We start from the raw sequence: 24,153 nt of genomic DNA on the forward strand, positions 1-24,153 counted from the left end.
CTGCTAGCGCCGGTTCTTTTTTATTTTTTGTGGCACCTTGTATTTAAGCGCTTACGTTGTAATCATCAGTCTTTTCACTCACATAGCAATGATAGGCTTCAAATAAGGCATCCACGTTGGGTAGATTTTTTGCTGCGAAGTTAAGAATCCCTTCAGGCACCTATCATTTCCCTAAACCGTTCCACTTTCTTTTCTTTCGGGTATGCTGCATTTTGCACACATTTTAATTTGATTATATTGTCCGTTTTTATGCAATTCTCTAATTCTATTATATTTTTCATTTTTCCATATGCCTTTGAGTGTATCTTCATGAATATTACCAACGATAAAATCCTTTTCACTATCTAGACAACATACAAGCACATCGCCTTCAGCTGCAATAAACATCCTTTGCCAAAGTTGACTACAAGCAAATTCTGGATTGTAGACTTTTATGTCTGTGCGCACTGGTTCATTATATTCAACATATGCGACAACATCAACAATATCTTTAAACAACTTTATAAATTCATCGTACTCATCCTCATTACTTTCCATTCTAACCATAGAAACACGTGTCAGCGGATTGGCGCTACCAAATTCCTCCCTAATTCTCATAAAATTTTTGATGTTTTCCAACGTCGTATCATACTCAGCGCCTACTCTAATCTCTTCATACTTGTCTCTATGGGGAGAATCAAAAGAGAAGAAAAGTTTATCTAAACCTGCCTCAATCAGTTCTTTTGATATTTGATTATTTAATAATACTGCATTTGTATTAAACATCACATCTACAATTCCTTTTTCTTTGGCGTAACGAACCATTTCTATGATATCTTTATGAATTAGCGGTTCCCCACGCCAGTTTAATTTTATCGAATAAACCCCGATTTCAGCTGCTTCATCGATAATACGTTTATATGTCTCCAATTCCATATTGCATGGTTTGAAGTCAGATGACATATCTTGGATCATTATTGTTCTTGGACACATTGGACATTTCAAATTACATGCACTAGATGTTTCAATATCCAGATGAAGTGGTGCATCTTCTAAAATAAAGTATTGTGGGTTATTCACCCATTTCCTCCGGTATTCTTTGTAACGCTCACTCTGTTTCTCCTCCCAACTTTTTCCAACATCATTATTAACCTCATGATATGTTGGATTTACAATAACATTCATTCTCTCACTTCTCCTTTGATTGAATTTTTCATAATAAACTCAACGAACTCAAAATCAAATTGATCATCAATATCAACCGATCTTCTTTTATCCATAATATAAGCATAACATTTATCTTGATATAAATCCCGATATTCCATAAAATAATCAACCTTCGCTAAATAAATTGCGCCATTAGGATGATAATATTTAGGAAGATCCTGTCTTCTGGAACTAATCTTTTTCTTTATAAAACCATCAATTCGCAAATCTTCTGGAACAAAACCGGCATATAGCGGCGAATGATCCATTTCACATAAACTGATTACTGCATTCGCTGATTTTTCATTCAACAAATTAATTGAACTCACAATATCTTCGATCTTCCGAAGCGGTGAAGTTGGCTGAAGTATCATCAATGAATCAAACTTCTCACCACACTCTTCAAGTCTTTCTATAACATCTACAATAACATCATTTGTAGTAGCTTCATCACCTGACAAATCCTTTGGTCTTAAAAAAGGGACTTCTGCTCCATAAAACCTGGCTATCTCCGCATATTCCTGACTATCAGTAGAAACAATAAGCTTGTCAAAAACCTCGCTTTTTAATGCTGTTTCTATTGTATAAGCCATTAAAGGTTTACCAATCAATGTTTTAATATTTTTATCAATAAGTCCCTTTGATCCACTTCTAGCTGGTATAATTCCGATTAGTCTATTCATGCCAAGCCTCCCTTAATCAATACTTTTTAAAATTATAAAGGCTTCTGCATATTTTACACCAGCCATTGCTCCTCTAACCATACTATTTGCACGAATAGTTTCTTCACTTCTTGGAAAAGGATGGGTGCCAACTTCACTTTCAAAATAGTTTAGAACTTGAATTTTTTGCTCAATATATTCAGTAACATCAACAAAATAATTTGGATTGAAAGTTTGCAAAGCATATTCTGTTTCAGAGACAATTTCCATCATCATGATTTTTTTTATAAATGGATAGCGAAAGGTTTTTGTACATGAATAACATAAATTGAAAGTTATCCGATGATCTGAATGTACATCTGAAAAAAAAGGTAAAACGACAATTGTAGGTTTAACTTTCTTAATAACGCAACTGATTTTTTGAATTATTTCACTTTCATCATATCTATCTAATCCAGCCGGTTTAAGACTCAGATTAAAGTAATCGTCGAGCTTATATGCTTCACACATCCTTTCGATTTCATTGTTTCTTATCCGAACTCGTTCATAACTATAGCCATACTCCTCACTGATGTGGGTCATATTCAAGACGAAAACTTCATTTCTGAATTTTTTCTGTTTTAAGAGATACCCTCCTGCGCCAAGCGTTTCATCATCCGGATGTGGGGAAACAATTAATACTCTTTCCATTAGGTCTCTCTTCCATTAATAAACAATCTGCTTATTAATTAGTTTATCATTGATTTCAGTTTCTGCAATAATCCGGGCAATTCTCTCGCCAGAAAAACCATCACCATATGGATTTTTGCAGTTTTTGCAGATATCTAAAAAACTTTGATCGTATAAAGCTTTGTTTATTGCAGCTATAATTTTTACTCTTTCACATTCAACAAAAATAATGTTTTCTGCATGTTGTCGCTGCTTCTGCCTATTTCCTACATTCACAACTGGCAGTTTTAAAAATGGCGCTTCAAGTATACCACTACTCGAATTTCCTAATAATAAGGCTGCTTTTCTTTGTAGGTTTACAAACACTTCTCTTGGTAATGTTTTAAATGCATGAAAAAATGGCGTTTTATTTGCACAATTTTCAATCTCATCAATTATTGCAGTGCTACCGGCATCGGAGTTTGGGTAAATAATAATTGTTTCAATGCCTAAACTAGCTACCGCTTCCAATATCGTTGCCATTTGCTGTTGAGATGACTTATATTCCGAACTTAATGAGTGATTAATTAATAGAATAAACGGCTTATCAGGTTTTAAATTTGTCCCAATGCGATCATTTATTTCTTCAAGCGTCAATTCGGGTTGTTTGCGGATTGAATCTAACGCAGGATTCCCCGTCACATGAACCCGCCATTTTTCTTCCCCCAACCTAAGAATTCGTTCTCCATTTTCTTTGGTTGCGGGAAAATGGAGGTGCGCAAGCTTCGTAACAGCATGACGTACTGAATCGTCGACATTGCCGACAACACGATCCCCACCAAAAATATGTGCCACTGGTATGTTTAGATAAGCGCCTGCAGTTGCAACCGCCAAGCTCTCTTCCCTGTCCCCCAATACCAGCAACCAATCCGGTTTTTCTCGATTAATAATATCGACCAGACCCATCAACTGGATACCCAATGACTTGCACCGCCCAGAAAGGCTATCTGTTGCCAATAAAGACTCCAGTTTAATGATATCATAGCCATCTCTTTCGATTATTTTATATGTCTCACCATGCAATGGTGATAAATGTGTACCTGTAGCAACCACCTTTAATGATAACTCTTTTCTTTCTAGAATTTCATCAAACACTGGTTGTAAAATAAAATATTCGGATCTTATGCCCGTAACTGCTAAAATCTTTTTCATAACTCACCTGAAGGTAATAATTGATTTTTATTTATAATTAAATCATTAAAATACCTAAACATGCAGTTGTTGTAAATAACTTCTTTGCTTTGATATTCGATTTTTTTGTAGAAGCACTCAACAGCACTAAACCAATTATCAGAAGATGCAAATGATAATGAGCACCCACCTGCCAATCGGGGATTTATTTCAATAAACTTAATCCCCTGTTCATTTTTAAAGCACTGAATATTGATGATTCCGATTGGTTTAAGCTCCTTAATAATTACTTTTGTAAGCTCTATAATTTCCTGATCGTTTATTGTTACACCCATAACCGAAACCCCAGATTCAGTTTCTAGACGTTTTCTTGGTATGATGTAAATCGGTTTGGAATTAAGATCACATAGCACATCAATTGTATACTCTTCACCTTCAATAAACTCTTGTGAAATATGCCCTTCCATTTTGAAAGAAGCCGCATCTATTTCGCGTTTAAAGCTAATCCCGGCGCTGCCTCTGCCAATACGGGGCTTAACTAATTCATAGTCTAAACTCAAAGATGTTGTTGGTGTGGGTATACCAATTTCTTTGAAAAACTGATAGGTTTTCCATTTATCAACACAAACATTAATAACATTCTCGTCCGAAATCATTACATAAGTATTAAAATCCCTTTTGTATTGTTCTTTATGACGACTCCAATTTAATAAACCCTCATTAACCGTAGGAAAAACTAACTTAATCTTTTCTTTTTGAAGTATTTCTTCAATCTTACCCCAACATTCTTCTTCATCGTATTTTGGAACAATGAATGCTCTATCAACTTGATATAAACCAAAAGAATAACCAGTTATATCTATTCCTACCAGCTCCCAATCTAGTTCACGATAATACTTCAATTGCGAACCAAAAACCATACTTCCTATACCTTCTACCAAAATTTTCATTTTTAAACTCCGTTAAAACTGAATGTAAGCGATATTCGGATCAAAATCAAATTTTTTAATCTCTAACTGATTTAAATCATTATATCTTTCTAATAATGCTACCGTTTCTCCCGGCCAAAATTGATTATTTATCTCGTCAAAAGCAAGAATACCACCTTTAGGTATTCTCGAAGAAAAGTGCTCTAAAGCAGTTTTTGTAGGCTCGTATAAATCGAAATCTAAAAATAGAAGTGCTACAATCAAATGCTGATTTTTATTTATATAATCCGGTATTGTGTTGACTGCATCACCTTTAACTAATTCAACTTTTGAAAACTGATTTAAAAATCTGTTATTATCATATTCTTTTATTAGACCTTCTAATTCTGAAAAAACATCATATTCACACGAAAACCCGCCCTTTACAAGGCTAATATTCTCAAACGCTGACTCATCTTCTTTGTTTATTTCTACGAAACCTTCGAAAGTATCAAAGCCAATGATTTTTCTATGGATGGCATATGGTTCCAAGTTTGAAGATATTTTTGCCCAACCCATTAATCCCCCACCTTGATGAACACCACATTCAATAATTGAACCTTTGGTTTGTCGAATCATTTTAAACAGCTCATATCTTGCCATAAATCGAGCTAAATCTTGTCTTCTAACATATTTTTCAAAGTTATTTAACTGTTCTTTTGTTATACTACCTTGTTGATTCATAATTCCCTCTTCTTCGCAATAATATGATACCGTGAGTTTTTTATTTGATTTATTACTGACTCTCTTTGTATCAATATACATTCGATAATTTCAAAGTTATCACCTAAGAGTTTTTTTATTTTTTCATAGTTAAAATAAGATTGAATCGTATTTTTTTCATGCTCACTTTTTACTAGTTCTTCTCCTGCATATTCACGATAATGATTAAAATCATTACCTGAAACAACATCAAAATAAAAATAGCAGCCTTTTTTTAAAACTCGAAATACTTCCCGTACGCCTATTATAGCAGTATTGAATTCCATACTATCCAAAACTCCATGTGAAATTACAAAATCAAAACTATTATCTTCATATGGAAATTGTTCAACCGATCCTACCGTTAATCTATCGATCAAATGCATTTTATTTTCATGATAGAACCATTTTTTCGCATATTCTATTGCATAATCTGAAATATCAATTCCATATGGTTCCAACTCCATCTCATCCAAATAGATAATATGTCGGCCAATACCACATCCCATATCTAGACCCTTTTTTTCTTCTATGATCGGCTTAAAGTCAGAAACACCTACCCGTTTTTTGATATACTTAGAAACAAATCTTATTATCTCCTCATGTGGATAAAAAACATAATTATCTTTATTTGCATAAGAATTATTCCACTCATTTTTCTTTGTATCCATTAGTTAGTCCCCTCTTTAGAATTAATTCAACTGCATCACATAAATTTTCTGCATATCCATCTGGTTCAACATCGTAGTTATGATCTTTTCCTTTTAAACCCGTATTTAAAAGTATTGTCTTTAACCCAGCATTCTTGCCAGTCATTATATCAATTGTTGTATCCCCAACCAGATAGGATTTATTTAAATCAATGTTATATTCTTTTTGTGCTTCCATTACCATCCCAATTTTCGGCTTTCGACACTCACATTCAATTTTGAACTTTTTATTCTCCTCTGGGTAACCTCGATCAGGATGGTGAGGACACATATAAACTGCATCCAAATAAGAGCCATTAGCATCAAAAAGCAGTTTTTTAAGATGCTCATTGATCGCAATAGCTTCTTCATAGGTACATATATTTCTGGCAACAATTGATTGATTTGTTACAACGATGCATAAATATTCACTTTCATTAATTTGCTTAATTGCTTCAGCGGCTCCTTCCTCCAATTCAAGATCATTCTTATTGTGTAGCAGAACCTTATATTTATTAATTGTACCATCCCTATCGAGGAAAATACACTTTTTCATACCTCAATCAGCTCATCTTCTTCAAAGCTTTTTACAGCTTTCTTTCCAAGTATTTCGAACCACATCATTGGTGATACACCATTTCCTGGACGTTTTACTGTCAAATTTTCTTCTGTAAGCAATTCACCTTTAGTAATTTTTCTCTTAGCAACAATACTTTTTCTTGCGTTACTAATATTTTTCTTTTCCGATTCTGCTGGCTGCTTAGCTCCATCCCCCAAAGCTTTTTCAACATGACGAATGGCTTCCACCATTGCCTTAAGCTCATCGGGTTCTAGGCTGGCTTTATGATCCGGTCCATCTAGCTTTCGATCTAGTGTAAAGTGTTTTTCAATAATATTCGCTCCCATTGCTACCGCCGCAATAGGAATCTCAATTCCCATTGTATGGTCAGAATAACCGACAGGCAAATTATATTTCTTATGCATAGTCAACATCGCATTTAAATTAACATCCTCGTAGGGGGTTGGGTATTCGGTTGTGCAATGTAGCAACGAGATTTTCTCGGTTCCATTTTTTTTTAGAACATAAACAGCTTCATTAACTTCATTCAAAGTTGCCATTCCGGTAGAGAGTATGACCGGTAATTTAGTACTGGCAATTTTAATTAAATAGGGTAGGTTTGTAATCTCACCTGAAGGAATTTTCCAGTATTTTAAACCGATGCTATGTAGAAATTCAAGGCTTTCCAAGTCAAAGGGACTAGACAAAAATTCTATACCAAGTTTATCACAATAATGTTTCAACTCTATAAATTCATTTTTTGATAGTTCCAGTTTTTTTAGCATTTCCAATTGACTTTCATCTTTTCCAGTCGTCTTCTCCTGATATTCTGCTTTTGGAGATTTGGCAATCACCAATTTCTCAGCACAAAAGGTTTGAAATTTTATAGCATCGATACCTGATGCTTTTGCTACCTCTATCATTTTTTTTGCCAACTCAAACTGACCATTGTGGTTAACACCCGCTTCCGCTATAATATAAACACTCAATTATTATCCACCTTTCGACAAGGATTCCCAAATGCAACGCAATGGCTTTCAATATCATTTACCACTACACTACCTATTCCAATGATTGTTTGATCTCCTATAATGGTATCTTGTCGTATGACACTACCTGCACCTATATGTGTCTTTTTTCCAATAGTTACATTCCCACTAATAATAGAACCAGGAGCTATATGCGCAAAGTCACCAATGCCACAGTCATGTTCAATGATACTGCCAGTGTTTAGAATAACACATTTTCCAATTTTCGTGTCTGCATTTATGATCACATTTTTACCAGCAAAACTGCCTTCAGAAATACTCGCATATTGACTGATATTTGCCGATAAATGGCTAATTACTGGAAGACAAAATCCTAAGCTTTTAATCTGTTTATATAAGCTTAATCGCTTATTAGGATTTCCAATGCTGCCTAGGCTAATAAACGCATCTGTAAAACCTTTATGATAAAATTGTTTCAGTTCTTGATCAGTTCCCACAATTTTACAACATAGGATTTGTTTTCCAACATTTTCAGAAACGTCAATAATCCCAATATCTTCATAATCATTCCTAGTTTTAATCGCCTCAATTATAGTTTTGCAATGTCCCCCTCCACCAATCAAAAGCAACTTTTTATTCATCCTTTTCCAGCCTTTTTCGCATGATTTCCAGCTCATCCAATTGTCCCATATCCAACCAGGAATTTTCGCTAATAGGAAAGATGCCAATTTTTTCTCCCTGATTGCGATACTTCTCGATAATATCAGGGAAACCCATCTCTCTATCCTCTTGAATTTCTACAACAACTCGGCCATCAACCACATACATGCCAGTATTGACAAATACTGAAATTTCTGGTTTTTCTTTCATCACCTCAATCTCTCCCGTCTCACTGATTTCCACCACTCCATATGGTATCCGTATCCGTTTCATAGAACAAATCATCGTAATAAAGTTGCCTTGTTTTTTATGAAAATTCAATATTTTCTGATAGTCTTCATCTATAAGGATGTCACAATTGGATAAAATAAAAGTCGAAGTTATTTTTCCTTTTAATAGGCTCAGCCCACCGCCTGTACCCAAGAGCTTAGTTTCATCAATATAATTGAGCTGATACACTTTGTCCAAATCATTAAAATATGCTTTGATCATGTTCTTTTTATAATTAAGAATAAGATAAAACTCACTACACCCGTTTTTCACGAAACGATTGATGATGTGTTCAACAATGGGGATTTCACCTACGGGAATAAGGGGTTTAGGAAGAATTTTGGTGTAGGGGTATAGTCGTGTTCCCAACCCTCCAGCCATTATAACAACAGGTATATTGAGTATATTCTTTTTTTCCACTTTTTCATCATTCCAAATTATGATGGATATGATGTTGTGATCCTCATCTACGATCGGAACACCTTCGATAAAATTCTGTTTTAGATATTCTTTTGCTTTATCCTTTTCACTTTCATTTAAATACTTGGGCTTGTAATTTGCTAATTCTTTAACTTTTGCATCCAAGCTTCCTTTTTTAAGAATCCAGCGACGTACATCACCGTCTGTCAGCGCTGCTACAAACTGTCCTTTTTTTGTCACAAATAGTACTTTTCTTGCAGCATTTTCCAGTTGAGACATGGCTTCCAGCAAAGATTTATTTTCATCGATCAGAAAATCTTCAATTTTCATTAGTTAATCCTTTATTACTCTTTGGTATTTCTTTTCAAAATAACAAAAAACACCTTTCAAAGATTATAAATATCTGTTTTATATTTACCCATATTTTCCCGAAAAAAAACAATGGTTTCACTCAAACCATTCTCAAGCGAAAATGCTGGCTTCCAGTCAGTCAAACGCATAATCTTTTCATTGGAACCTAATAGTCGATTAACCTCACTCTTTTCGGGTCTAAGCCGTTCTTCTTCACAGACAATTCTAGCATTAGGATTAATTTGCTTTATCAACTCTCTTGCTAAGTCACCAATAGATATTTCTCGTTGAGTGGCAATATTGATCTCTTCACCTATGGTTTTGTCTCTTTTAGCAATTTCAATAAAACCTGTTACAGTGTCTTTTACATAATTAAAATCCCGGGTTGGTGACAATGAACCAAGTTTGATTACTTCTTTACCTGATAATAGCTGGGTAATAATCGTGGGTATAACAGCTCTGGCGGATTGCCGTGGACCATAGGTATTAAATGGTCTGACAATCGTGACAGGTGTATTAAAGCTACGGTAAAACGATTCTGCTAGGCGGTCTGCACCGATTTTTGTAGCCGAATAGGGGGACTGCCCCTGAAGGGGATGTTTCTCATCAATAGGGATATATTGAGCGGTTCCATAAACTTCAGAGGTTGACGTTATTAATACTCTTGAAGTATCAAGGTCTCTCGCCGCCTGCAATACGTTGAGTGTTCCTTTAATATTCGTATCCACATAGGTATCTGGAGAATGATAAGAAAACGGGATCGCTATCAGAGCCGCCAAATGATATACTTCTTCCATCCCTCTCATGGCTATACGAACACCATTAGGATCACGGATATCGCCTGTCATAATCTCAATTTCATTCAGAATACTATTTGGTAGGGTATCCAGCCATCCCCAAGAATTAAACGAATTATAATATACAAACGCCTTTACCTGTTTTCCATTTTTCACACATTCCTCAGCCAGATGACTACCTATAAAACCATCAGCACCTGTCACAAGAACCTTCTTCATCAGCACACCTTTGCATAATCTTCTATTGTATTTTCCAAAACACAAACAATGCTTTTGTTTAATTCCATGTCCTGGAGCAAATGGTTGATTAAAATTTCAGTCGGCTGTGTGATTTTCTTGTATTTTATCATAACGTTTTTTTCGTTTTTAATACCATTGGCTTTATTTACCAAAATAGCATATTCAACACGATTGATAGGTTGTGCGATATAACTGAAGAAACTATTTCTTTCAAGTTCTTTTATTGAAACCTCCAATTGACTGATTAATGAGTTGATTCTTTTCACATCTGTAACTTTCTTGAGCTCTTCTAGAATCCGTTTTAAGTTTGTCAATTGATTTTGGTAAAGCTGAAATGATAATATAAATTTCTGTAATTGCTGTACTAAATAAGTTTTATTATAACATTCTTGAACCTCAATACTAAATTCATTTCCGTCCATAATTTTCTCGGTTAGGTTTTCTTGAATCAAATTGAAGAAACGTACATATTTTGTACCACTAATATTTGCCCCATCTACAGTTGTATTAAAAACCTCAACATTAGAATTCTCGATTAATACTTCTAGCTGCTTTTTCATTTGCAACATATGTTCAGACGTTTCAACAAGCTCACCATTGACATTTTCAACCGTATTCAGTTCAAAACGTTCAGTATCAACCTCATTTGAACGATGTGTTACACCACTTGCATATATTTTACGATTAGCATATGATAAATTTTGACCAACTAAAATAATGCGCTTGAAACCTAACTTCACCAACAACTCAAAAGTTACAACTGCAATCGATGAAGCATCAGTGACTTTCGCTATTCTTTCATTAACTACTCTTTTTAAAAAATAATCAGATACTGTATCTTGTGTTGTTATAGTATGTAGTTTAGGACCCTTATATTCCTCTATTACCTCATAAGCTACACTTGATCCAAAAATCATCGGAATACTCTTAATACCGCATTCGTTAATATTGTTAAATACCAGCTTGTTATGTTCTGTAGGATCATAAGTTGTCATCGCATCGGGATAAATACCATGATGTATTAATGTATTTATACTAGTTCCCACTGAGAATATAAATGCTAGGTTATTGTTTTTAATATTCCTTAGATTTTCAATTTCATAGTCCAATGAGGGACCAGCCGAAACTAAGATTGCCGTTTTATCTTTAAATTGTCCTTGATTATCCATTAAAATATTTGGTGTTGTTAATATGGTTCTGAAATTATTCACACTATTGATAATCCAACGTTTTTTAAAAGCATAATTTACACTTAGCTGACTACGCTGAGATTTTACCAGTTGTAAATAATCAGATAAAAAGGTCTCATATTCTTGGCTAAATATTTTAGGGTAAACCGGAAGTACACAAATTACAAATTTTTTATCTTCAGACTGAATAAGTGAATTATAAAGTGCCACAACATTATTATCACAATGAAAAGAAACCAATTTTTTTAGCGACAGCTTTTTGAATAACTTATGATTTAGATAAGCACTAACAATTTCAATTGATGGTTCGAAGATTGAAAAGTTAATATCAGTGAAGCGTTTCGTAAACTCTTCGATGTGATAGCCCAAGCCCAGGCCATAAAAAAGCACATGGGTATCAGAAGTCAACTCTTCATCTGCAATAAACTTGTCAATGATTGATGTAGCCTCACGCAATGGATCGTATTTGCTGTGTACAAACAGAGCCCGATCGCTTGCAAAATACTTTAAGGTTTGATTGCCATCTGCGGCTTTCTCAACTATAAAGCTGGCTTTGAAACTCTTTTCTTCGCAGTTTTTTACAGCTTTATAAATTTCTGGATATCTTTTTTTTATTAAAACAATATTATCAGCTAACATGTTGATGTCCTCCCAGCACCATTAAAAGACCTAGTTTATGTTCGGCGCCTTCAAATATCGGCAGAACTTCATATTGAAGTAAATCGCCGATTAATACATGGTCATTATTCTTCATTGCATCATCCAATTCTCGAACAATTTCATTTAAACCTTTTATATTCTGAACATACTCATTCCAAATCTTATAATTCGAAATAATCGTTTCTAAATTACTAATTTGATCAATACGACTTATTGTTTCCAATATCCATTGAATCCCTTCAAAAAAATCAGCCAAATCCGTCCATGATTTACTTTCTGGTGCTTGGTAAAACTCTTCAGACAAGTGTTTTAACGCTTTTTTTGCATTTTGAATATACTCATTCGATGAAATTAATATATCATTAATTAATATTTTGCTATCCTGAATTTTCACTACTACCTCCTCGATTGATTCAATATTCACCAATCTTAATCTATTTTGAAACTGTTTATTTACTTGTCTCTTTATTCATCGACAATACAAATCTATTCTTGAGAAATTCTCGTATTAATTTCAATTAATAATACCCTAATAATAATAAATCTTCTATTTTAAGTATACGTGTTAATTCTTTCTTTGTAAAGACAGCTTATAAAATTTTGAACATAAAAAAAACCGCCGTCCGGCGGTTTTTTTTTATGTTCAATTATTGTAATAATTGTAATACACTCTGTGGTTGCTGATTTGCCTGAGCAAGCATTGATTGAGCAGCTTGTGAAAGAATATTGTTTTTGGTAAATTCCATCATTTCTTTAGCCATATCAACATCACGGATACGAGATTCAGCTGAGCTTAAGTTTTCAGCTGATGTGCCAAGGTTGTTAATGGTGTGTTCCAATCGATTTTGAACGGCTCCTAATTTCGCTCTTTGAGAAGAAACTTCAGCAATAGCATCATCAATTGTAGTAATAGCACTATTTGCAGTGGATTGTTTTGTTAAATCCAATGCATCTACACCAAGTTCTTTCGCACTCATGTTGTCAATTCCTAAAGTAGTAGATTGACCTGTATTTGCACCAATCTGGAAAGTTAATACATTTTTTGCATCAACTACAATAGAACCACTTGCATCAGCAGCATCATAATTTAGCTCAACATTTATTCCTTTAACTTCTTTTCCAGCAGCGTTTGTAACTGTTATTTCTTCTTTCTTAGCTGTACCAACAGTAAAAGTAAGTGTTCCATCTGTTGCAGCACCAACTGAAATATCAATTCCACCTATTACTTTGCTTGTGCCTGTAGTATCGATTGATTCAACTAGTCTACCATCAACATCAGTTAATGAAGCTGTTTTAGCTGTTGAATCTACCGTAATTGTGTAAGTACCTGCCTTTAAATCGGTTGTACCAAGATCGCCTCCACTAAGTTGTACCGTTCCACTTGCATTTGCGAAACCTGTTCCTGTAGCAGAAATTCCAGTAACGGTTGCTGCAGTGATATCAGTCACAACTTTATATGTGCCTCCAGCGACTCCCGCCTCAACACTAACATTAGCATTTGTTACACCTGAAACACTTGTTGTTGTTTTAATAGCTTTATCACCATTTAACAGTTTTTGTGTATTAAATTCAGTATCGTTAGAAATTCTGTCAATTTCCTTTGTCAACTGGTTGATTTCTTTTTGAATTTCACCGCGATCTGCATCGGTGTTAGTATCATTTGACGATTGTACAGCCAGCTCTCTCATTCTTTGAAGAATTGAATGGGTTTCGTTTAAAGCCCCCTCAGCAGTTTGGATTAGTGAAATACCATCACTGGCATTGCTTGAAGATGTGTTTAAACCCGAAATCTGACCACGCATTTTTTCTGAAATTGCCAAGCCAGCTGCGTTATCGCCAGCTCTGTTAATTTTTAAACCTGAAGATAATTTTTCTAATGACTTAGAAGTAGCCGCCGTGTTTGCAGATAACTTATTGTAAGTGTTTAATGCTGCAATGTTATGATTGATTCTCATTGTTTTTTCCTCCGTTTTTTTATTATTCTTTAATTTGTAGGCCTTCCTCCGTACGCAAGGTCCGCCAAATTATAAGCTTTTTCGCTCTTGTTATTAATATCGACCAAGTTTTCTTTAACTTTAGAAACTTTTATACTTTTCTTGAATTTTTAATTGGCCTTTTTAATAACATGATCTTTCTTTGTTGTATTTATTATCGGCTATTGTGTCTATGAGTTTAGAACTTTTTCAAATAAAAATACAAAAAAGAAAAACCAATCTCAGCGTTTAAGTAAACTTGAACTATGATCAGTTTTTCTATTCTTTATCACTATACTTTTTCATCCAAAAGTGGTGCAACCGAACCATTAAGCTGCTGTTCAAACCCAAGTGGCGGTTTATAATTAGGGTCTGCACTGGGTGGTACATAGATCGGTCCACCGACATATTTAATAACAACGTCGGCTCGCTGGGTAACGACCAGCTTCAAATCAGGAGGCATAAACTCTGTTTTAAAATTGTCAACCGTCGGCATCGCACTTGGCAATGAAGCCATCGGAATGCTCAGCTCCATATTAGCGTACTCAGGATTAAGCTCGCTTTCCATTTTTCTTGCCATTGAATTAATGCTACGGTTGGCTTGGGTAAACCGGATCGCCCGGGAATCCCCATCTTCCATTTGAATATTCAGTTTTAGATTGCCGTCATCACCAATCTTGGCTGTTGCGGTATAGGTCGAGTTATCCCAATTATAGGTAGAACTGGGAACAAAGGAATCCTGAAGGTTGATGCGAATTGGGAGAGTCTGAACCGGCTGCGCTTCAATCTGATTTTCAGCTTGACGATTTTGCGCATGAACGGATGATAACGCCAGCGGTTCCTTCTCAACATATTCAATCTTAATTGGGACGGTTTCAATCGTAATTAACTGTTCCATAGCATTCTCCTTTCTTCCTTATTTAAGACATATAATCAAAAACGGACTGCTGTACCACACTTTGCCCCATTTGTAAGGCCGCCTGATAAGCGACCTTTTGACTTTGAAAAGCGATATAGGTATAGGCAGCATCAACACCTTCAACCTGAGTCTGTCGTTCCTGTAGGTTAAAATCCTGAGTTTCATAACGGCTAGTCATAAATTGCAGATACTGGGTTTTTGCACCAATTTCTGTGGTTGCTTGATAGGTTTTTAGACTGTTTTCCTTAAACATCCCATAAAGGCTATCGACTTTCTCAACAGAATAATCTCCATCTGATTTTTCAAATTCAGTTGCAATCCGTCCCAGCAGATCATATAGATTGTTAGAAACATCTTCTCCGGTGATTACTGAAGCATCAGTTCCCATCCCCATAAAGCTCAGCCCCGGAAATGAATAATTGAAAACTGAATTACGGTCAACCTCGCCAGTAGCATCATCAAATTTAACGCCCAAGCCAATATCGACATACATGCTGTCTTTTTCCAGTGTCTCTGCTTCAACTGAACCCTTAACCAGATCATCTAGTTTCACACCATTATACTGTAATTTTCCATCAACAACTTCAAATGGTTTCTGATTATTGCTGCCGCCAAACAGGTACATCCCGGTTACCTCGGTGTTCATAGTTTCCAGCATTTGAGCTTGGATGGTGCGCAGTTCACTGGCAATAATCTTTCGGTCACCTTCACTTTGGGTGCCATTCATCCCCTGCAATATTTTATCAGTAGCTTCAGCCAGCGATGATTCAATCTGACCTAATGTCGTTTCCGAGTTGGTTAGAAATCCATCGGCATGTTTAATATTATCCTGATATCCCTCTACCTTAGCCAGATTCCGTCTGATCTGATACCCCCGTACTGCCGATGACACATCCTCAGAAGTTTTGGCGTATTTTCGTCCAGTTGCCACCTGGGTATTTAGTTTATCTAAATCTGATGACAAACTATTTAAGTTGGTTGAATATTTTGAGGTCATCATTCGATAGGTAATTCGCATAATTTCACTTCCCTTCCTGTTATAATCGTTTTATACTAGTTCTCATTCTACAGTAATCAGACACCCATCCGATTAATAATCGTGTCGAGATTTTCATCCAGTACGTTAAAATACCGCACCGCTGCTCCATAAATCTTCTGGAAAGCTGAAAGGTTGATTCCTTCTTCATTGAGAGAAACCCCGGAGACTGAGTCTCTGGCGTCGGAAATGGTCTGGAACACATTGGTGGCAGTTTTAGAGAAATTAGTATATAACTCCACATCAGTCCCCACTTCACTGACCACACTGGTCATGTATTCATTAAAGGTACCATTCAAAATGATATTGCCGTTACTGTCCTTAAAATCAATTTTACTGCTCATATTTTCAATCATTCGCAGTACATTATCAGCCCCAGCTGGCGTTGCTTCATAGCCAGTCGGAGTCGGATCAATTGCCGGATTACGGGTGGTATTAATATAAGATGGGTTACTGAGCCAAGCCGTTGACACCTGTATGTTTCGGGCAGTCAGATTTGCCGTCGAGGTACCAGAAGAGTCGGTAAAGAGATTCTTGGGATCGGTGCTATAATCATTGAGCACATAACCGCCTGATCCGTCCGATTCATAAATTTCACTGTTTAATTTATTCATCGTTTCGGCAAACTGTTTGGCGAAAATGTCAATCTTTTCATTATAATAATAAATACCCTTGGCATCATTCTCCGTTGCACTGGCAAAACTGCCTTTACCGTTGATAATACTTAAATAACCTTCAAGCTTGCCGTCGTTGATTAGATTGTTGGTATCGTCTCGAAGATTACCGGCAGTATCAACAACCGAGAGTTTCACGTCAAGGGGATCGCTTGTAGCATCTAGACTCATTTCAGCGTATTTATCATTATCGACAATTAGAATTGGTTCGCCACCGCTGGGGTTTTCAATGGTGATGCGATAATGCGGAATGGAGAGGTTCTCCGAAATCCGATCAGCGGGAGACATGCTTACTTTAACGTTGGAAACCTCTGAAAGCTTGTCAATCAACAAATTGCGCTGATCATACAGTTCATTGGGTGTATTGCCATAAATTTCTTCCCGTTGAATCTGTTCATTCAGCGCTGCAATATTTTTAACATAGGTATTAAATTCACTCTTAACGGTAACTTCGAGGTTTTCAGTTTGCTCGGTACGAATTTCATCCAATTGATTGGCATACATGTTAAGCATTTGGGTGACTTTTTCGGCAGCTGACCTCACCACTTGGGCAATGTCCGAGCTGGTTGGCGTTTGTGACAAGCTTTGAAGGTCATTAATATAGCTGGACAATTCTCCCTGTAGGGCTTCGGCCGAGGCTTCATCAAAGACATCTTCAAGATTACCAATGCCCTTAACCATGGTTTCATAGCGGTTGTTTTCGGAATTCTGATTGCGGTATCGGGCATCAATGTAAGGATCCCGCAGCTGGGTGGTACCTGTCGCTTTGGAGCCAAGTCCGGTAGAAACCACTGGTGTTGCATATTTTTCAACCTTTCCACTGGTGGTAACCGACACAATATCTACCCGTTGGCGGGTGTATCCTTCGGTATTAACATTGGAAATATTATTTCCCACGATATTAATGCTAGCCTGGCTAGTATCCATGGCCCGACTGGCTATGTTGTATGATACAAATGTTGCGGTCATATCATTTCTCCTTAATCTATTTTAAACGCTCTTTTCGAAAGCGCTGGGAAGTTTGACACTACCCTCTTCTTTACCATCTTCTCCATACGTCATTTTATCCTGTTTTGCTTTAAACTGGGCAATATTTTTATTGACAGTATGCAGTTTTGTCTGGAGCAGAGTCTGACATTTATCTTTATAGAACTTAATTTCTTTGGCTGTTTCTTTAAATTCGGCCAGCAATTCTTCAAATCGTGTCTGTTCTTCTTCGGGTAGTTGCTTAATCACTTCGGAAATATTTTTACCACTGACACCCAGTTTTTCCATATAGGCGGTAATATCCTGATCAAATGTTTTAATTTGATACAAAAATAGCTGCTGATGATTAAGGTTATCGTTTAGCTCATCGATGCTATTGCTCTGAATCAGCATCAATTCGTCTTTGAGTTTGGGTATGGTATCCCGATGAAGCTTAATAACCCCGAAAAGATAGTTATAAAAACTATCGAGTGTTTCTTGATATTCTGTTGTTTCAAGCATATTAAGCCTCCTCGAATCAAGTTCCCGACTATTTCAATATGCCGGGAACTTATTTTAAAATCGCATCGACCAGATCACTGGTAGATACATTATAGGTACCGTTTTGAACGGCCGCTTTAAGCTCACTTAAACGGTCTGAATCTTTGACGGTGACGTCATACAAAATGGCTGATTTTGCAGTGGCAACCCGACTGTCTTCAAACGATGCACTACGACTGGTGGAAATGTCGGTACTGTCTGTTTTAGCAATGGGATTTTTTTTGTTTTCAGAATTAACACGACGGGCTGATTCTGTGGCTGTATCCTGACCGATTTTGGATTGAACAACGGGATTATTGCCTATTGATATTTTCATGACTTTACCTCCTCTATAGAATAATCTATTTTGTTAAATTTTGTCTGAATTTTGATGATATTTCTGCTTGTTATACTTATCGTCATTATAAAAGAAAACTTTAGCAAAAGAAAGAAAATAATGATGGCGGGATGAAGAAAAAATCCAGACCGCCGCTTAAGTGATGGTGTCTGGATTCAGGAGATGTGGGGGGGGGCGATCAATGATCACCCCCACGAGATGATGGGTTACGTTGGTGTTTTTTGTTCGTAGGGGCGAACCGTGTTCGCCCGTAATCGATACCGGTCTTATATTGATAAGAATCGGATAATTTCGTCGGCAATGCGATCCAGAGGTAATTGTTTGTCAACCGCACCGATGTTGTATGCCACCATCGGCATGCCGTAGACCACCGAGGATTTCTCGTCCTGACCGATAGTGTACGCCCCGGTTTTTTTCATCTTCAGCAGACCATTGGCGCCGTCCCGGCCCATGCCGGTGAGGATGACACCAACCGACTGTTTACCGGCCACAGCAGCCACGGAGTCGAAAAGAACATCAACCGAGGGACAATGTCCGCTGACTTTTTCTTCCTGGGTGCATTTAACAATATAACCGGTACCCCGTTTGGCCAGACGCATCTGGAAATTTCCGGGGGCGATCAGAACCCGGCCGGGTCTTAAGGCGTCGCCGTCCTCGGCCTCTTTAACTTCCAGTTCGCAGGTATTATTCAGACGCTCGGCATAGAGCTTGGTGAACACCGGGGGCATGTGCTGAACAATGATAATCGGAGGCATATCTCGAGGCAGACCGGAGATTACCGTGTGGATCGCATCGGTTCCGCCAGTGGAGGCACCAATGGCAATGATCTTACTCATGGTGTCAATACCCTGATTGGCCACCGGTCGGCTGGGTGTATAGTCGCTTTTGCGATTGCCGACCTTGGCGGTGGAGGCAATTTTTATTTTGATAATCAGTTCATTAACAAAAGATGCCATCCCCCCGGGGCGGGTGACATTGGGTTTGGTGACAAATTCCACGGCCCCGGCATCCAGAGCATCCAGAACATTTTTTGAAACCGAGCTGACGACAATGACCGGCAAGGGATACTGAGGCATCAGTTTTTTCAAAAATTCAATGCCATTCATCTTTGGCATTTCAACATCCAGCGTCAAAACATCTGGTTTTAATTTGATGATCAAATCTCTGGCCATATAAGGGTCAGTTGCGGTCCCAACGACTTCAATGTCAGGATCTTTCGATATTTCCCTTGATAAAGACTCACGAAAGACCAGGGAATCGTCTACGATCAGCACCTTAATTCTTTGCTTAAGTCTCATCACGGATCCTCCACTTATTTTTCTTCGAGCAATTCTTCAATCACTTCGATTTCTTCATTTTTAAGCAACCGTTCACAGTCCAACAACAATTGAACCTTGCCGCCAGCTTTTCCGATTCCCTTCATAAAGCGATTTTCAAACCCTGTTTTATTAGACGGCGGTGGCGCAATTTCTTCATCGTCAATGGTCAGTACTTCTTCCACGTTATCGACAATCAGTCCCACCGAAACCGCTTCAATATCAATAACCACAATACAGGTACGGTCATTATAATCCACCGGTTCTTTTCCAAACTGCAGCCGCACATCAAGCACCGGAATAATTTTCCCGCGCAGATTGATGATCCCTTTAATATAGGTTGGTACTTCAGGCACCTTAGTTATTGACTGCATTCCAATAATTTCAGTTACATATTTTATTTCAATGCCAAATACTTCATCTTCTAAGGAAAAGGTTAGAAATCGACCGTGCTGAGTATCTTCTTCCAGATTGTAATTATCTACAACATTTTCTGCCATTATAAATCTCCTCTTCAAATATTTTTTAAAGTTATCATTGTAACCATTATACTTGAAACGCTTAAAAAGGTACACCCTAATTTACTCGTCTCTTTTATAAATTTCTTGTTCTTTTTTTACCCTGATTAATGCCGTTTAAACTTATTGTGAATGAAGCTGTGAATTTATATTCAAGAAAAAAATGTTGGGCACAAGGTGCTCAACAAATAATTGGTTATTTTAATTTAAAACCATATTAATAACTCAACGAACCTTTGATTAAACAGATCGAATTATTCAGGTCGTGTGCGGGCGAGAATTTGACCCTTTGATCATCACGATTCGCCCCTACAAAACAATACTATATTCAGCTGAGCGAGCTTTAAAACTCCTCAATCCGACGATTCAGAGACTGTATCTTCATAATGCCTGTAGCCAGATCAAAATATTGAGTTCGTCCAAAATTAAGTCCGGTATCTTCGGCCAGAATGGGAATCCGTAGTTGACTCAATACCTGCTTGACACAAAGAATATTGCGTTCCCCAATGGCTCCCAGCTTACTGCCGGGCTGAACCTCAAACATTTGGGCGCCACCGGCAATTTTCGCAACGATGCGGTTATTGCCGCATCCGGCTCGTTTCATTTCATCAACCAGATCCACAATGGCAGTATCCGCAAATTTTTTGCGATTGATGTCCTTGTTCGAAAAATTGGTGCTGTCTGGCAGCATAATATGAGATAAACCGCCAACCTTTGTGACTTTATCGTACAAACAAACGCCCACACAGGAACCCAAAGCATAGGTGACCAATACCTCCGGGCCCTTGGCTAATTTATAATCCGATATCCCAATTACAATTGCCTGACTCATATTTCCAGCCCTAGTTTTTGCATAATCGTTTTTAATGTATTGATTTCGGCAAACATAATCATGTTGCTCTTTAAATCGTTGGTTTCGCCCAGAAAATTTTCTTCAATAAACATTAATTTGTCACCAATTGCTCCAAACTCAATAATCGGAACACTCATCAGAGCCCCGACCATGTCAATGGCCACATAGGGAACGGATACCTCGATTGTCAGTCCAGTTAACGCCGAAATGGCATTGACATAAGAAGATGCCAGAATATTTCCAATTTCTTTGATGCCGGAAATTTTCATTTCGCTGAGTCCTTCTTCGCCATCATCTTCACCAACCAGAATGTCCATAATGCTTTTGGCATCTTCCACGTTGAGTAAAAACATAATCATCCCATGCGCATCGCCGCTGAAATTAACCAACACCGCCACGGTCATGGTTTCGGCACCACCCAGATTGGCAACCGCCTCGTCAAAGCCGGTAATCCGAACCGAGGGAACACTCATATCCACCTTTTCGTCTAAGATTGTGGCCAGTGCGGTAGCCGCATTGCCAGCCCCGATATTACCGATCTCCCGGAGCATATCAATTTGCATTTCATTTAGTTCATCATAGTTCTCGAACAAATTTTTACCTCTTTCCCCTCAATCATATTTCCTTACTACAGCATCCCGTTTATGATCATATCGTTGTCCCAATATATTTTGCAGTGTTCCAGGCTGTCAAACTCAAACGAAAAGGGCATATCACCAAAGAAAATCCGGGTTCCCCGGTAGAGTTTTCGCTTGGCTGAAACCGATCCGTAATAATTGATACTGGCCTTTTTTTCGACATAAATAATGGCATTCTCTATTTCCTCAATTTCTTTTTTAAGGGTCAGTACCTGTCGATCAATCTGTTTTTTCAGGGTGGCGATCTGTTCCATAGCGGGGCTGTCGTGTTTACGACTGAGCATGTCCTTCTTTTCCTGAGCCAGCAACAGCGCCGTTACCTGCGCTTCTTTTTCGCTACTATCCGCCAGCTGCTGCCGGACCTCTGCCGCTTTTACGCATAATCGGTCAATTTCAGCCTGATCAATGATTTTTTCTCCCATAATCCGAATAATCGTGGGATATTCCCGATCATTGCCAATAGTTCGAGCGACCAGCTCGCCCAGCAATTGTATTTCACCGCCCACCACCAGTTCTTTACTACCAGATAGATAGATATTACCATTGCAGGTGATTTTGCCATCAATAATATAATCCACGGTAATATCACCGTCAACGTGCAAAACAGCATTTTCGATGTAATTACAACGAAGATCCTGACCGACGATCACATCTCCAGAGTTCCCCCCATAGATCCCTTTGGCAATAACCACGTTCCCGGCAGCCTCGATTTTAGCATCTTCAACGACCCCTTTAATAATTAGATTACCCCCAGCTTTCACCGAAAAGCCGCTGCTGACATCACCATCAATCGTCACGTCTCCGGGAAAATTAATATTACCGGTTGAAAAGTCGATATTCTTGCGAATGTGCATCATCTCTTCAATATTAATGGTATTAACAAATTTGATAATACCATCACAGTCTGCCAGAAGTTTGGATTCATCAGCCGTCAGGCTGGTATTTTTGCCAGCTGGTATCTGGGGCTTTCTTCCTTTGTGGGCCGGAATCACCTGGCCATAAAGGTCTATCCCGTCAATTCCTGGAGTTTCTTTGGTAATCTCGCATAAAACCTGACCCTTCTTAACCATCTGAAAATAATCAAGATTTTTGTAATCGATGGTTTCATGTCCGCTGTATTCCGGTTTATAGTCAGCATCTTTTTTTACCAGTAAATTGACTTCCCCATCGTTACCATCAATCGGGTCAGTCGCTTCGGCTACCTTGATCCGGATCTTGTAAATCGGTCGCTGAGCCAGCTTTTCAACCGCACTTTCAATAATCCCGTGGATAATCTGGTTCTCTGCCAGAGCGGCCAGCAGCTCTTCTTTGGTAAAAATGGTGCTGCCTTCTTCCTGTTTCTCCAGTTTGATAAAAGCCTGCTTTTTATCATCACTGATACTAACTTCAATCAAAGCTGCATGTTCTGTTTTGGCATTCTCCTCACACATAATCCATCCCCTTTTCCCTACGCTTTTTCTTTATTCCATCCTATTTATCTCAGTTGATTTACCGTCTTTTCCATTTCATCGGCGGATTGAACGACTCGTGAATTAAATGAAAAGGCACTGTTGGCCTGTAGCACTTTTACCATCTCCGTAGCGGAATCGGTAGCCGATGATTCGATATAACCTTCACGAATAATACTGACCGTATCCACCTGTGCCGGCCCCGATACATTCGTTTGCGCAAACTGGTTCCCTCCCAGTAACTCGAGTCCATACCGGTTTGGAAAGGAAAAAACGCCAATTAATTCACTGTCATAACCGTCAGTTACATTTAGTGGATTACCATCCTTGCCTAAAACATAATTTCCAATTGCATCGACTAAAAATCGTTGATCCCCCTCAACACTGATATGAAAAACACCATCTCTGGTGTAAGTTATCGTGTTTGTGGTTTTGTTCAAAACCCCGAAAAAGCCGTCGCCTTCAATCGCACAATCCAGATCCCGTCCGGTTGGTTCAAGTTCGCCAGACGAAAAGTCGATGCCTATTTTTTGAACCTTTGATCCGCTCCCGGTACTGATTTGTGCGCCTGACCCACCATCAATATTCTGGTATAATAACGATGCAAACGCTGTAACCTGGGGTTTAAACCCGATCGTATTGATATTCGACACATTGTTACTGATAATATTAAGCGCATTCTGCTGACTGACCATACCCGTTTTGGCTGCATAAAATCCTCGTATCATAATCA

26 protein-coding genes are annotated in these 24,153 nt (G+C 37.7%); all 26 read right to left on the reverse strand.

The genetic code is table 11. The features are described 5' to 3' along the window. Positions 1-171: 171 nt before the first annotated feature. A complete protein-coding gene (locus Q7P33_RS01690) occupies positions 172-1,164 on the reverse strand; it encodes a radical SAM/SPASM domain-containing protein (RefSeq protein WP_303866835.1) in 993 nt (330 codons plus the stop codon). Continuing rightward, positions 1,161-1,868, reverse strand: coding sequence for a cytidylyltransferase domain-containing protein (locus Q7P33_RS01695; RefSeq protein WP_303866838.1), 708 nt, complete (start codon positions 1,866-1,868; stop codon positions 1,161-1,163). Before Q7P33_RS01695 ends, Q7P33_RS01690 begins: the two co-directional genes overlap by 4 nt. A gap of 12 nt (positions 1,869-1,880) precedes the next feature. After that, entirely contained in the window at positions 1,881-2,537 is a 657-nt protein-coding gene (locus Q7P33_RS01700; protein ID WP_303866840.1) for a PIG-L deacetylase family protein, read from the reverse strand. Positions 2,538-2,552: 15 nt separating this feature from the next. Then, positions 2,553-3,707, reverse strand: a complete 1,155-nt coding sequence (gene neuC / locus Q7P33_RS01705) for a UDP-N-acetylglucosamine 2-epimerase (protein WP_303866841.1) — start codon at positions 3,705-3,707, stop codon at positions 2,553-2,555. After that, on the reverse strand, positions 3,704-4,636 hold the full coding sequence (locus Q7P33_RS01710; RefSeq protein ID WP_303866843.1) for an ATP-grasp domain-containing protein: 933 nt from the start codon (positions 4,634-4,636) through the stop codon (positions 3,704-3,706). The genes neuC and Q7P33_RS01710 overlap by 4 nt, the downstream gene beginning before the upstream one ends. Positions 4,637-4,648: 12 nt before the next feature. Next, positions 4,649-5,338, reverse strand: coding sequence for a TylF/MycF/NovP-related O-methyltransferase (locus Q7P33_RS01715; protein WP_303866845.1), 690 nt, complete (start codon positions 5,336-5,338; stop codon positions 4,649-4,651). Further along, on the reverse strand, positions 5,335-6,027 hold the full coding sequence (locus Q7P33_RS01720; protein ID WP_303866847.1) for a class I SAM-dependent methyltransferase: 693 nt from the start codon (positions 6,025-6,027) through the stop codon (positions 5,335-5,337). Before Q7P33_RS01720 ends, Q7P33_RS01715 begins: the two co-directional genes overlap by 4 nt. Further along, the gene (locus tag Q7P33_RS01725) at positions 6,008-6,601 is read right to left on the reverse strand and encodes an HAD family hydrolase (RefSeq protein WP_303866849.1); all 594 of its coding nucleotides are present in this window, start codon (positions 6,599-6,601) and stop codon (positions 6,008-6,010) included. Before Q7P33_RS01725 ends, Q7P33_RS01720 begins: the two co-directional genes overlap by 20 nt. Continuing rightward, positions 6,598-7,593: an N-acetylneuraminate synthase gene (neuB, locus tag Q7P33_RS01730; RefSeq protein WP_303866851.1), complete on the reverse strand. Its 996-nt coding sequence runs from the start codon at positions 7,591-7,593 to the stop codon at positions 6,598-6,600. Before neuB ends, Q7P33_RS01725 begins: the two co-directional genes overlap by 4 nt. Then, positions 7,590-8,234: an acetyltransferase gene (locus Q7P33_RS01735; protein ID WP_303866853.1), complete on the reverse strand. Its 645-nt coding sequence runs from the start codon at positions 8,232-8,234 to the stop codon at positions 7,590-7,592. Before Q7P33_RS01735 ends, neuB begins: the two co-directional genes overlap by 4 nt. After that, positions 8,227-9,273 (reverse strand): sugar phosphate nucleotidyltransferase, encoded by a 1,047-nt coding sequence (locus Q7P33_RS01740; RefSeq protein ID WP_303866855.1) that lies wholly within the window; start codon positions 9,271-9,273, stop codon positions 8,227-8,229. The genes Q7P33_RS01735 and Q7P33_RS01740 overlap by 8 nt, the downstream gene beginning before the upstream one ends. Positions 9,274-9,329: 56 nt before the next feature. Then, positions 9,330-10,310, reverse strand: a complete 981-nt coding sequence (locus Q7P33_RS01745) for an NAD-dependent 4,6-dehydratase LegB (RefSeq protein ID WP_303866857.1) — start codon at positions 10,308-10,310, stop codon at positions 9,330-9,332. Further along, positions 10,310-12,160: a motility associated factor glycosyltransferase family protein gene (locus Q7P33_RS01750; RefSeq protein WP_303866859.1), complete on the reverse strand. Its 1,851-nt coding sequence runs from the start codon at positions 12,158-12,160 to the stop codon at positions 10,310-10,312. The genes Q7P33_RS01745 and Q7P33_RS01750 overlap by 1 nt, the downstream gene beginning before the upstream one ends. Further along, entirely contained in the window at positions 12,150-12,575 is a 426-nt protein-coding gene (locus tag Q7P33_RS01755) for a hypothetical protein (protein WP_303866862.1), read from the reverse strand. The genes Q7P33_RS01750 and Q7P33_RS01755 overlap by 11 nt, the downstream gene beginning before the upstream one ends. Before the next feature lie 253 nt (positions 12,576-12,828). Next, positions 12,829-14,136, reverse strand: coding sequence for a flagellin (locus Q7P33_RS01760; RefSeq protein ID WP_303866864.1), 1,308 nt, complete (start codon positions 14,134-14,136; stop codon positions 12,829-12,831). Positions 14,137-14,446: 310 nt separating this feature from the next. After that, positions 14,447-15,052 carry a hypothetical protein gene (locus tag Q7P33_RS01765; RefSeq protein ID WP_286808296.1) on the reverse strand — a complete coding sequence of 202 codons (606 nt, stop codon included), beginning with the start codon at positions 15,050-15,052 and terminating at the stop codon, positions 14,447-14,449. A gap of 22 nt (positions 15,053-15,074) precedes the next feature. Beyond that, on the reverse strand, positions 15,075-16,091 hold the full coding sequence (locus Q7P33_RS01770) for a hypothetical protein (RefSeq protein ID WP_303866872.1): 1,017 nt from the start codon (positions 16,089-16,091) through the stop codon (positions 15,075-15,077). A 56-nt stretch (positions 16,092-16,147) separates the two neighbouring features. Then, complete coding sequence (gene flgK / locus Q7P33_RS01775) at positions 16,148-17,752, reverse strand: flagellar hook-associated protein FlgK (RefSeq protein WP_303866875.1); 1,605 nt, start codon at positions 17,750-17,752, stop codon at positions 16,148-16,150. 21 nt (positions 17,753-17,773) lie between these two features. After that, positions 17,774-18,271 (reverse strand): flagellar export chaperone FlgN, encoded by a 498-nt coding sequence (flgN, locus tag Q7P33_RS01780; protein WP_303866878.1) that lies wholly within the window; start codon positions 18,269-18,271, stop codon positions 17,774-17,776. Positions 18,272-18,320: 49 nt separating this feature from the next. Then, complete coding sequence (locus Q7P33_RS01785; RefSeq protein WP_303866881.1) at positions 18,321-18,626, reverse strand: flagellar biosynthesis anti-sigma factor FlgM; 306 nt, start codon at positions 18,624-18,626, stop codon at positions 18,321-18,323. A 287-nt stretch (positions 18,627-18,913) separates the two neighbouring features. Beyond that, positions 18,914-19,945, reverse strand: a complete 1,032-nt coding sequence (locus Q7P33_RS01790) for a chemotaxis response regulator protein-glutamate methylesterase (protein ID WP_303866884.1) — start codon at positions 19,943-19,945, stop codon at positions 18,914-18,916. Between the two features lie 14 nt (positions 19,946-19,959). Continuing rightward, positions 19,960-20,463, reverse strand: a complete 504-nt coding sequence (locus Q7P33_RS01795) for a chemotaxis protein CheW (RefSeq protein ID WP_026395950.1) — start codon at positions 20,461-20,463, stop codon at positions 19,960-19,962. Between the two features lie 361 nt (positions 20,464-20,824). Further along, positions 20,825-21,313 carry a chemotaxis protein CheD gene (locus Q7P33_RS01800; protein ID WP_070371908.1) on the reverse strand — a complete coding sequence of 163 codons (489 nt, stop codon included), beginning with the start codon at positions 21,311-21,313 and terminating at the stop codon, positions 20,825-20,827. Further along, on the reverse strand, positions 21,310-21,927 hold the full coding sequence (locus Q7P33_RS01805) for a chemotaxis protein CheC (protein WP_084633694.1): 618 nt from the start codon (positions 21,925-21,927) through the stop codon (positions 21,310-21,312). Before Q7P33_RS01805 ends, Q7P33_RS01800 begins: the two co-directional genes overlap by 4 nt. A 35-nt stretch (positions 21,928-21,962) precedes the next feature. Then, positions 21,963-23,402: a DUF342 domain-containing protein gene (locus tag Q7P33_RS01810; protein WP_303866899.1), complete on the reverse strand. Its 1,440-nt coding sequence runs from the start codon at positions 23,400-23,402 to the stop codon at positions 21,963-21,965. Between the two features lie 44 nt (positions 23,403-23,446). Further along, on the reverse strand, positions 23,447-24,148 hold the full coding sequence (locus Q7P33_RS01815) for a flagellar hook-basal body protein (protein WP_303866901.1): 702 nt from the start codon (positions 24,146-24,148) through the stop codon (positions 23,447-23,449). Positions 24,149-24,153: the final 5 nt, after the last annotated feature.

This window comes from Acetobacterium wieringae (assembly GCF_026646375.1).
Taxonomy (GTDB): domain Bacteria; phylum Bacillota; class Clostridia; order Eubacteriales; family Eubacteriaceae; genus Acetobacterium; species Acetobacterium wieringae_A.

Excerpts from the sequence above, each read along its gene's own strand:
- Q7P33_RS01690 (WP_303866835.1), bottom strand. The coding sequence starts at position 1,164 with ATGAATGTTATTGTAAATCCAACATATCATGAGGTTAATAATGATGTT.
- Q7P33_RS01695 (WP_303866838.1), bottom strand. The coding sequence starts at position 1,868 with ATGAATAGACTAATCGGAATTATACCAGCTAGAAGTGGATCAAAGGGA.
- Q7P33_RS01700 (WP_303866840.1), bottom strand. The coding sequence starts at position 2,537 with ATGGAAAGAGTATTAATTGTTTCCCCACATCCGGATGATGAAACGCTT.
- neuC (WP_303866841.1), bottom strand. The coding sequence starts at position 3,707 with ATGAAAAAGATTTTAGCAGTTACGGGCATAAGATCCGAATATTTTATT.
- Q7P33_RS01710 (WP_303866843.1), bottom strand. The coding sequence starts at position 4,636 with ATGAAAATTTTGGTAGAAGGTATAGGAAGTATGGTTTTTGGTTCGCAA.
- Q7P33_RS01715 (WP_303866845.1), bottom strand. The coding sequence starts at position 5,338 with ATGAATCAACAAGGTAGTATAACAAAAGAACAGTTAAATAACTTTGAA.
- Q7P33_RS01720 (WP_303866847.1), bottom strand. The coding sequence starts at position 6,027 with ATGGATACAAAGAAAAATGAGTGGAATAATTCTTATGCAAATAAAGAT.
- Q7P33_RS01725 (WP_303866849.1), bottom strand. The coding sequence starts at position 6,601 with ATGAAAAAGTGTATTTTCCTCGATAGGGATGGTACAATTAATAAATAT.
- Q7P33_RS01735 (WP_303866853.1), bottom strand. The coding sequence starts at position 8,234 with ATGAATAAAAAGTTGCTTTTGATTGGTGGAGGGGGACATTGCAAAACT.
- Q7P33_RS01740 (WP_303866855.1), bottom strand. The coding sequence starts at position 9,273 with ATGAAAATTGAAGATTTTCTGATCGATGAAAATAAATCTTTGCTGGAA.
- Q7P33_RS01745 (WP_303866857.1), bottom strand. The coding sequence starts at position 10,310 with ATGAAGAAGGTTCTTGTGACAGGTGCTGATGGTTTTATAGGTAGTCAT.
- Q7P33_RS01750 (WP_303866859.1), bottom strand. The coding sequence starts at position 12,160 with ATGTTAGCTGATAATATTGTTTTAATAAAAAAAAGATATCCAGAAATT.
- Q7P33_RS01760 (WP_303866864.1), bottom strand. The coding sequence starts at position 14,136 with ATGAGAATCAATCATAACATTGCAGCATTAAACACTTACAATAAGTTA.
- Q7P33_RS01765 (WP_286808296.1), bottom strand. The coding sequence starts at position 15,052 with ATGGAACAGTTAATTACGATTGAAACCGTCCCAATTAAGATTGAATAT.
- Q7P33_RS01770 (WP_303866872.1), bottom strand. The coding sequence starts at position 16,091 with ATGCGAATTACCTATCGAATGATGACCTCAAAATATTCAACCAACTTA.
- flgK (WP_303866875.1), bottom strand. The coding sequence starts at position 17,752 with ATGACCGCAACATTTGTATCATACAACATAGCCAGTCGGGCCATGGAT.
- flgN (WP_303866878.1), bottom strand. The coding sequence starts at position 18,271 with ATGCTTGAAACAACAGAATATCAAGAAACACTCGATAGTTTTTATAAC.
- Q7P33_RS01785 (WP_303866881.1), bottom strand. The coding sequence starts at position 18,626 with ATGAAAATATCAATAGGCAATAATCCCGTTGTTCAATCCAAAATCGGT.
- Q7P33_RS01790 (WP_303866884.1), bottom strand. The coding sequence starts at position 19,945 with ATGAGACTTAAGCAAAGAATTAAGGTGCTGATCGTAGACGATTCCCTG.
- Q7P33_RS01795 (WP_026395950.1), bottom strand. The coding sequence starts at position 20,463 with ATGGCAGAAAATGTTGTAGATAATTACAATCTGGAAGAAGATACTCAG.
- Q7P33_RS01800 (WP_070371908.1), bottom strand. The coding sequence starts at position 21,313 with ATGAGTCAGGCAATTGTAATTGGGATATCGGATTATAAATTAGCCAAG.
- Q7P33_RS01810 (WP_303866899.1), bottom strand. The coding sequence starts at position 23,402 with ATGTGTGAGGAGAATGCCAAAACAGAACATGCAGCTTTGATTGAAGTT.
- Q7P33_RS01815 (WP_303866901.1), bottom strand. The coding sequence starts at position 24,148 with ATGATACGAGGATTTTATGCAGCCAAAACGGGTATGGTCAGTCAGCAG.